This is a genomic window from Nostocoides australiense Ben110 (assembly GCF_001050535.1).
Classification (GTDB): Bacteria; Actinomycetota; Actinomycetes; order Actinomycetales; family Dermatophilaceae; genus Nostocoides_A; species Nostocoides_A australiense.
In genome coordinates this window covers 2048801-2057921 of sequence record NZ_HG764815.1, presented here as the reverse complement: position 1 = coordinate 2057921, position 9121 = coordinate 2048801, and the positions used below count along the sequence as shown (strand labels likewise).

Genomic DNA, 9121 nt, shown 5'->3' with positions numbered 1-9121 from the left:
GCGGCTCGCCGACGATCGCGGCCGCGACCGCGGCGCTGGCCACACCGCAGACCGCGACCCGGCCCACCCTCCCGCTGGCCCCCGCGGCGACACGCACGCCCTATTTCTGCTCCGGCTGCCCACACAACCGCTCCACCGCCACGCCCGGCGGCAGCCTCGTCGCCGCCGGCATCGGCTGCCACACCCTCGTCGTCTTCATGGACCCCGAGCGGGTCGGCGATGTCATCGGCTTCACCCAGATGGGCGGCGAGGGCGCGGCGTGGATCGGGATGTCTCCCTTCGTCTCCGAAGACCACCTGGTCCAAAATCTCGGCGACGGCACCTATCACCACTCCGGCAGCCTCGCCGTCCGCGCGGCCGTCGCCGCGGGCGTCAATGTCACCTATCGGATCCTGTGCAATGGCGCGGTCGCGATGACCGGTGGCCAGGACATCGTCGGCGGTATGCCGGTGCCCCGCCTCGCCGCCGAACTGCTCGCCGAGGGCGTCGCGAAGGTCGCCATCACCACGGAGGACCCGAGCCGATATGCCGGGGCACGCCTGCCGGACGGTGTGCGCGTCCACCACCGCGACGACCTGGAGTCGGTGCTCGCCGACCTCGCTGCCGTCCCCGGCGTCACCGCCCTGCTGAACGACCAGGAGTGCGCAACCGAGTTGCGGCGCAAGCGAAAGCGCGGCCTGGCGGCGACGCCGAACCGCGCGTCTTTCATCAACGAACGGGTCTGCGAAGGGTGCGGCGATTGCGGCGCCAAGTCCAACTGCCTGTCGGTGCAGCCGGTCGAGACCGAGTTCGGCCGCAAGACCCGCATCCACCAGGCCAGCTGCAACAAGGACTTCTCCTGCTTCGACGGGGACTGCCCGTCCTTCATCGAGGTGACCCCCGGGAGCGGCCGCCCCCGCGCGGCCCGGACCGCGGGGGAACTTGCCGTGAGCGACTTGCCCGAGCCACCCGTGACCCTCCTGGACCGGCCGATCGGCGTGCGCCTCATGGGAATCGGCGGCACCGGAATCGTCACCACGGCACAGGTCCTCGCCGTCGCCGCGACGAATGCCGGCCTCTTCGTGCGCGGCCTGGATCAGCTCGGCCTGTCGCAGAAGGGCGGCGCGGTGATCTCCGATGTGCGCATCTCCCCCGAGTCGATCGAGGGCACCAATGCCATCGGCCCGGGCGAATGCGATGTATATGTCGGCGCCGACCTGCTCGTCGCCACCGCGCCGACCAATCTTGTGCTCACCGATGCCGGGCGCACCTGGGCGGTCGTCTCCACCACGCGCACCCCGACCGGATCGATGGTCGCCGACCCCGCCGTCACCTTCCCCGGCGTCGACCCGCTCATGGCAGACCTGAGCACCCGGGTCCGCCCCGACAGCGTCATCCTCGATGCCCGCGCGATCACCGAGGGCCTCTTCGGCAGCGATCAGCTGACCAACACCTTCCTCCTCGGTGTCGCCGTGCAGTCCGGCGCCCTGCCCCTCCCGCCGGCCGCTGTCGAAGATGCCTTGTCGCAGAACGGCGTTGCCGTCGAGGCCAACCACCAGGCCTTCCGGTGGGGTCGACGGTATGCCGCGGTTCCCGACGCCGTGGTGGCCGCCGCAGCGCCTCCGCCAAGCCGCTCCACCCGTGCGGCGGGGACCACCGCATACGGGCTCGTCCGCGCAGCGGGCCTGCCGACCGACGGCGAGCTGGGCGAACTCATCGCTCGGCGAGCCGAGGAACTGACCGCCTATCAGGACCCGGATTATGCGCGAACCTATCTGCACCACCTCGCGCAGGTGCACCGGCGCGAGCAGGCCGCCGTCCCGGACGCCACGAGCCCGGTGACGGCCGCGGTGGCACGTGGGCTGTTCAAGCTGATGGCCTACAAGGATGAGTATGAGGTCGCCCGCCTGTCGACGGATCCCGCTGTCGCCCAGGCGATTCGCGAGCAGTTCGGCCCCGACGCGGGCTATGCCTTCCGGCTGCACCCGCCGCTACTGCGCGCGCTCGGTGTCGATTCCAAGCTCACCCTCGGCACCTGGGCCCTCCCTGCGCTGCGCGGCCTGTACGCGGCGCGCCGCCTGCGCGGCAGCGCACTGGATCCTTTCGGGCACACCACGGTTCGGCGCGCCGAGCGGTCGCTCATCGACGAGTATCTGCGGGGAATCGTTGCGGCAGTTGGGAAATTGACCCCGGACACTCGGGACACGGTCGTCGCCATCGCCGCCCTGCCCGACGTGGTCCGCGGCTATGAGGACATCAAGCTGGGCAATGTCGAGCGGTTCCGCACCCAACTGCGAGAGCAGCTGCGCACGTTGCTTGAGGCGGATGATCTGATCTCAGCGACGTGATTCGTCGCGCGCGAACGCGTCGCTCGCGTACTCGTCGCTCGCGTTCAGCGCGTCCGCGAGACGACGGCTGAGCCCTGCCGCGAGAGTGGGGTCGATCCAGTGGCCCTCCGCGCGGGCCCGGAGCGCGGCGTCGAGCGCCGCCGCGAATTCCGGCTCCGCCTGCGCAAGCCGCTGGGCGCCAACAGGTTTCGAGACCCACTCCCCATCCTCCACGAGCACGATGAGGCGTGCCAGGTTGAGGACCCGGTTCGGGCTGCCCTCATCCGGCCCGTCGTGGAAGGCGTGCGACTCCTCGATCGCGCGCCGAAGCCGCGGCCCGGGAATCGGCGGAATGACCTGTGCCGCAGGCGGTCCAAACAACGGTATGCCGACCTGCCGGGCAGCCGCCAGATCGAGCACCGCCCACCATTGCGGCTGGTCGTCCGGCTCCAAGGCGATCATCGGCGCCCGGACCTGACCGCCGTTGACATTGGCCTGGAACACGACCGGCGAGGCCATGTCGACAAGGTCGGGCACGGCATACCAAACGCATTCGAGACCGACCGTGGGGCACTCGAGCGCTGGATGCACGATGCGCCCGGCCACGGCTTCACGCTCCTCCCGAGGATGTCGCGTGGCTGAGATGACCATGACGTCGACATCGCTGACGCCGTGCTCGTAGACGCCCTGCGCTGCACTGCCGATGAGCCATACCCCCGTCAGGTCGGGTCCGAGCGACCGCGTGAACACCCCCACGATGTCGTCGAGGTAGGCACGGATCTCGGCCGGAATCGCTGGCATGGACACATCGTCTCGCCGCAGCGGCGTGTTGTGCCGCCGAACACGCAACAATCCAGCCATGACCGACCGCGAACCCGGAAGCCCGCTGCGGCGCAGCGCCAAGGACCTCGTCGACGAGGCGATGACCCGCATCGAGACCATCCCCGTCGCGGAGGTCGCGGATCTGCTCGACGACCCTGGCGTCCTCATCGTCGACATCCGCGACCCCCGCGAGCTGGAGCGACTCGGGACCATCCCCGGCGCGTTCCGCGCGCCCCGCGGGATGCTGGAGTTCTGGGTCGATCCGGCCAGCCCTTACTACAAGCCCGCGCTCGACGACGGCCGCAAGCTGATCCTCTACTGCGGGTCGGCCTGGCGTTCGGCACTCGCGACGGCCGCCCTCAATGACATGGGGCGGGCCGATGTCGCCCACCTCGAGGGTGGGTTCACCGCGTGGGAGAAGGCAGGCCTCCCGGTCGAGGGCGGCCCGGTCGCATCGACCGTTCCGGATTGACCGGACGCTGACGGGCAGGGCGCGCGGTCGGCTCTCCTACAGTTGGAGGCTATGAGTGATAGCTACCAGACTCGCGACGACAACGTCGACGCCGGCGGCGAGACCTCCGACGTCGACGCCAACCCGGCGGCCGACATCGCCCCTCCGCGGCTCGCCCACCTCGTGCTCAATGGGGCCTTTCTGGAGCGGCACGACACGACGCAAGTGCAGTCATATGTCGATGCCGTCGTGGCCGTGAGCGCGGACTCCGATCGCGACGAGGACGGCATCGAGGCGGACCTGCGCGAGCGGATGGACGCCGCCGGCATCGCCCTGCCGGACGAGTCCTACCGGAATCTGGCCCGGCAGTTGCATGACAGCGCCGGGGTCGCGGTCAGCACCGATGACGGACGCATGCTGCACGGCGACCCGTCGCTGTCGATCGCGAACCACGACCCGGACGTGCGCGGCACCGACGACCCCGAGGACCCCGACCGTCCGTTCTACTCCTGATCGCCGCTCAACCCACCCAGACCCTGGCGTTGCGGAACATCCGCAACCACGGGCTGGGCGCGTCGAGTGCGCCAGCGGTCCAGGACATCTGGACATTGCGCTGCACCCGCTCGGGGTGCGGCATCATGGCGCTGAACCGGCCGTCGCCGGTGGTGACCGCGGTCAATCCGTCCGGGGACCCGTTCGGGTTCGCCGGATAGCTGGTGGCAACCCGGCCCGACGCGTCCACGAAACGCATCGCACGCTGGACCGCCCCTGGGTCGCCTTGCGCCGAGAAGTCGGCGAAGCCCTCGCCGTGTGCGACGGCAATCGGCAGCTTCGAGCCGGCCATCCCGGTGAAGAAGATCGAAGGTGAGTCCAGCACCTCCACGAGGGAGAGGCGGGCCTCATACTGCTCGGAGCGGTTGCGGGTGAAGCGGGGCCACGCCTCGGCGCCCGGAATGTGCTCGGCCAGGGCTGCGAACATCTGGCAGCCGTTGCAGATGCCCAGGCCGAAGGTGTCGGGCCGGTGGAAGAACTCGTGGAAGGCCTCGGTCAGCTCCGGATGGAAGAGGACCGAGCGTGCCCAGCCCTCGCCGGCGCCGAGCGTGTCGCCATAGGAGAACCCGCCGGCCGCGACGAGCCCCGCGAAATCTCGAAGATCCGCTCGTCCGGTCATCAGATCGGTCATGTGGACGTCGTATGCCGCGAACCCGGCCCGATCGAACGCGAAGGCCGTCTCGACATGGGAGTTCACCCCTTGCTCCCGCAGGATGGCCACCTTCGGGCGGGCACCGACGTTGAGGTATGGCGCCGAAATGTCCTCGGCCGGGTCGAAACTCGGCTCGAACACGAGATGCCCGTCATCGGCCCCCAGCGCCGCGACCGCCGCATGCTCCTCGTCGGCGCACACGGGATTGTCCCGAAGGGCGCTGATCCGCCAGGACACCTCGTCCCACGCCGTAGCGAGGTCGCCGAGCGGCTCGTCGAGCACGGTGCCGCCCGCCGCCGAGACGCGCACTCGCGGCTCGCGCAGGCTGGCCCCGAGGACATGGGTCGCCGCGCTGAGACCGTGGTCGCGCAGGATGGCGATGGCCTCGGTTGTCCGCTCGGCCGGCACCGTGACGAGCGCGCCGAGTTCCTCGGCGAAGAGCGCGGCGATCTCGCTGCCCGGCGTGCCGTGCACCAGCGAGGTCAGATCGATGTCCATACCGACACCCCCCGCGAACGCCATCTCGCACACGGCCGCCCAAAGCCCCCCGTCGGACCGGTCGTGGTATGCCGTGGCAATCCCCTTCTCCCGCAACGTATTGACCGCGTCGACCAAGGCGACGAGCAGTTTCGGATCATCGAGGTCGGGCACGTCCGTGCCGAACCGTGCCGCCGTCTGCGCGAGGATCGAGCCGCCGAGCCGATGCCGGCCGCCGCCGAGGTCGATCAGGAGCACCACCTGGTTGGCCGCCGCCGCAGGGGTGAGGGTGCCACGGACATCCTCGACGTTCGCGAAGGCCGTGACGACCAGTGAGACGGGGGAAATGACTTGTCGGGCAACGCCGTCCGCCGGATCGGTCCACTTGCTGCGCATCGACAGCGAGTCCTTACCGACGGGCACACCGACCCCCAGAGCCGGACACAACTCCATCGCCACGGCGTGGACGGTGTCATAGAGTGCAGCGTCTTCCCCCGGCTCACCGCACGCGGCCATCCAGTTGCACGACAACTTCACGCCCCGCAGGGTGATCGGCGCAGCCAACAGGTTGGTCAGCGCCTCACCCACCGCCATCCGCCCAGAGGCGGGGGCATCGACGGCGGCGAGCGGCATCCGCTCTCCGGACGCCATCGCCTCACCGTCGAACCCGACGTGATCGGCGAGGGTGACCGCGACGTCGGCGACCGGCACCTGCCACGACCCGACCATCTGGTCCCGGTGGGTCAGGCCGCCGACGGACCGGTCGGCGATGGTGATCAGGAAGCGTTTGCTGGCGACGCTCGGGTGACGCAGCACGGCATACGCGCTCTCGCGCAGGGCGATCCCGGTGCCGTCGAAGTCGTCGCCCGTCCATTTGGCCCGTTGCACGTCCCGCGTCATCCGCGGCGGTTTGCCGAGCAGCACCTCCATCGGCATGTCGACGGCGAACTCGGCGCCCGGTTCTCCCTCGGTGTCGAAGGACAGTTGCAGATGACCGTGATCGCGGGCGACTCCGACGACGGCATACGGGCAGCGCTCCCGTTCCGCCAGCTGAGCAAAACGCGGGAAGTCCTCTAGAGCGATCGCCAGGACATACCGCTCCTGACTCTCGTTGCACCAGATCTCTTTGGGCGACAAGCCCGTCTCGGCCTGGGGCACGGCGATGAGTTCGAAGTGCGCGCCGAGCCCTGCGCCGTCCACGAGTTCGGGGAAGGCGTTCGACAGGCCGCCGGCGCCCACGTCGTGAATGGACAGGATGGGGTTGTCCGGACCGAGGGACCAGCAGTGGTTGATGACCTCCTGGGCGCGCCGCTCCATCTCCGGGTTGCCGCGCTGGACCGAATCGAAGTCCAGCTCAGCGGCATTCGCGCCGGCGGCCATCGACGACGCGGCGCCGCCACCCATGCCGATCCGCATTCCCGGGCCGCCCAGCTGCACGAGCAGGGTGCCGTCGGGGAAGGCGACCTTCTCCGTCTGGCCGGCATCGATGGTGCCGAGCCCACCCGCGCTCATAATCGGCTTGTGGTAGCCGCGGCTGATCCCGGAGACCTCTTGTTCGAAGACCCGGAAGAAGCCGCCGAGACCGGGCCGGCCGAACTCGTTGTTGAACGCCGCCGCACCGATAGGACCGTCCAGCATGATCTCGAGCGGTGTCGCGATATGTGCCGGAGCGCCCGCATCGGTTGTCTCCCAAGGCTCTTCGGTGCCGGGCAGGCGCAGGTTGGACACGGCGAAGCCGGTGAGCCCGGCCTTGGGTTGCGACCCCCGTCCGGTCGCCCCTTCGTCGCGGATCTCGCCGCCCGCCCCGGTGGCCGCGCCCGGGAAGGGCGAGATCGCCGTCGGGTGGTTGTGGGTCTCGACCTTCATCAGGACATGGACCTCACCTTCGGTGCCGGCGTACTCACTCGGCCCGGTGCCGGCACCCGACGGCAGCCACCGGGTGCGCGTGGATCCGCGCATGATGGAGGCATTGTCCTTGTAGGCGACGACCGTGCCGTCACCAGCGACCTCTTCGGTGTGCCGGATCATCCCGAAGAGCGAACGCGGCTGCGGGGCACCGTCGATGACGAAGTCGGCATTGAAGATCTTGTGCCGGCAGTGCTCGGAGTTGGCCTGCGCGAACATCGTCAACTCGACATCGGTGGGGTTGCGCCCCAACCCGGTGAACGCCTCGGCGAGGTAGTCGATCTCATCCGCCGACAGGGCCAGGCCGTATGCCGTGTTGGCCTCCTCAAGAGCAGCAGTCCCCGCGCCGAGCACGTCGACCTCGGCCATCGGCTCTGCGTCGAATGCGTCGAACAGGGCCTCGGCGGCGGCGATGTCACGCAGGACGGCCTCGGTCATCCGGTCGTGCAGGACACCAGCGGCCGCGGCCCACTCGGCCTCGCTCAACGCCGGTCCGGTCAGAACGTATTCGGTGATCCGCTCCACCCGGGCGATGTCGACACCACAGTTGCGGGCGATGTCGGTCGCCTTGCTCGACCACGGCGAGATCGTGCCCAGCCGGGGTGTGACGACGACGAGTGTGCCCAGCTCGGCGGTGGGGCCGGCATACGGCTGCCCGTAGGTGAACAACCGGGTGACCGTCGCCGCGGACTCCTCCGTCAGCGGCTCGACGCTCGCCACGATGTGCACGAAGCGCCCGTGCACGCCATCGATCCGGGGCGCGACGGACTGCAGCCGCGACAACAGGGCGCGCGCCCGGAAGTCGGACAGGGCGCTGCCGCCCTCGAGGGTCAACAGGTGCAGGCCGTGATCCGAAGGCGCCGACATACCCCGATTCTCTCAGCAGCGCTGGGACCGCTCGACCAGTCATCCGCTTGCTAGCGCCGCAGAGGTGACGCATTCCCTCGACGACCTGCTCGCCGGACTCGGATCACCGGACCCGCTGGTCCGGGACGGCTGGGCGTATGCCGAGCTGGCGGACGGGATCGAGTCCGGCCGGTTCGCTCGCCAGACCGGCCGGATCCGGACCGAGATGCTCGACCGGCTGGCGGGTGGGGCGATCCACGACGCGCAGCTTCGCCGTGCTGGTCCTGACCTCGCTTGTCGCCGCCGGCGACACCGACCGGGGGGCCTTCGAGCGCGTCGCGCACTGGTATCCCCACGAGCACTGGTATCCCCACGAGCACTGGTATCCCCACGAGCACGACGTGCAGGCGTATGACGCCCAGCTCGGCTGGCTTCACGCCGTCGCCCACGGCGCCGACCACCTCGGCACGTCCGCCGCGGCGGGACTCGCGTCACCGGAGGAGGTCCTCGGGATCCTCGCCCGGCGGATCGCCGCCCCCGCCGAGATGTGGCAGCAACTCGAGGAGGCACGCATCGGCGTGGCCATCCTCGAATGACTCACCCAGCCGGATCTGACCGCAGGCGGTGCGACGGACTGGCTGGACATCGTCGAGGCCGCGCTCGCCGATGTCGCGGGCGTCGGCCCGCCGCCGGCGTGGCTGCGGAATGTCACGATGACCCTCACGAGCCTGTATGTCGCGCTCGCGGAGCAGCCGATGATGGGCGACCATTCGGTCGAGGTGGCGCACGCCGACGCGGTGCGCTCGGCGTGCGCGCGCGTGCTCGCGCGCGTCGAGGGCTGGTTCATTCAGCCCCGGCCACGGGACGCCGGCCACCACTGCAGCGGACGGCCCCGGCTCACAGGAGGCACACAGCCATACCTCAGGCTCGTCACCGTCGGGGGGGGTGAACATTCAAACCGACAGCACAGCAGACACCATCACCCAGGAGCCACCGATGACCACTCAGCCACTGCCCCACAGCACCCCTCAGGATGGCCAGGATCCGGTCGAGCGGTACCAGTACCTGCTGCGCACCGCCACCCCGGAAAACATCGAGAAGGCCCACGAG

The 9121-nt window shown here is 69.8% G+C and carries 6 protein-coding genes; 4 read left to right on the top strand and 2 right to left on the bottom strand.

What is annotated here, in order from left to right; translation table 11 throughout:
* Positions 1 to 2327 (top strand): indolepyruvate ferredoxin oxidoreductase family protein (locus tag BN11_RS23635; protein ID WP_162213203.1); only part of this gene is annotated, 2327 nt, incomplete at its 5' end.
* On the opposite strand, the gene BN11_RS09880 is transcribed toward BN11_RS23635, so the two are convergent.
* Entirely contained in the window at positions 2316 to 3107 is a 792-nt protein-coding gene (locus tag BN11_RS09880) for an aminoglycoside adenylyltransferase domain-containing protein (RefSeq protein ID WP_048697147.1), read from the bottom strand. The two genes, BN11_RS23635 and BN11_RS09880, sit on opposite strands and share 12 nt — an antisense overlap.
* A gap of 58 nt (positions 3108 to 3165) precedes the next feature.
* Between BN11_RS09880 and BN11_RS09875 the strand changes: the two genes are divergently transcribed.
* Both BN11_RS09875 and BN11_RS09870 read left to right on the top strand, forming a co-directional pair.
* Positions 3166 to 3600: a rhodanese-like domain-containing protein gene (locus BN11_RS09875; protein WP_048697145.1), complete on the top strand. Its 435-nt coding sequence runs from the start codon at positions 3166 to 3168 to the stop codon at positions 3598 to 3600.
* Between the two features lie 51 nt (positions 3601 to 3651).
* On the top strand, positions 3652 to 4092 hold the full coding sequence (locus BN11_RS09870) for a hypothetical protein (RefSeq protein ID WP_048697142.1): 441 nt from the start codon (positions 3652 to 3654) through the stop codon (positions 4090 to 4092).
* Positions 4093 to 4099: 7 nt separating this feature from the next.
* On the opposite strand, the gene purL is transcribed toward BN11_RS09870, so the two are convergent.
* Positions 4100 to 8032, bottom strand: coding sequence for a phosphoribosylformylglycinamidine synthase (gene purL / locus BN11_RS09865; RefSeq protein ID WP_048697139.1), 3933 nt, complete (start codon positions 8030 to 8032; stop codon positions 4100 to 4102).
* A gap of 224 nt (positions 8033 to 8256) precedes the next feature.
* On the opposite strand from purL, the gene BN11_RS09860 reads away from it, so the two are divergent.
* Complete coding sequence (locus BN11_RS09860) at positions 8257 to 8607, top strand: DUF2785 domain-containing protein (RefSeq protein ID WP_048697136.1); 351 nt, start codon at positions 8257 to 8259, stop codon at positions 8605 to 8607.
* Positions 8608 to 9121 lie beyond the last annotated feature (514 nt).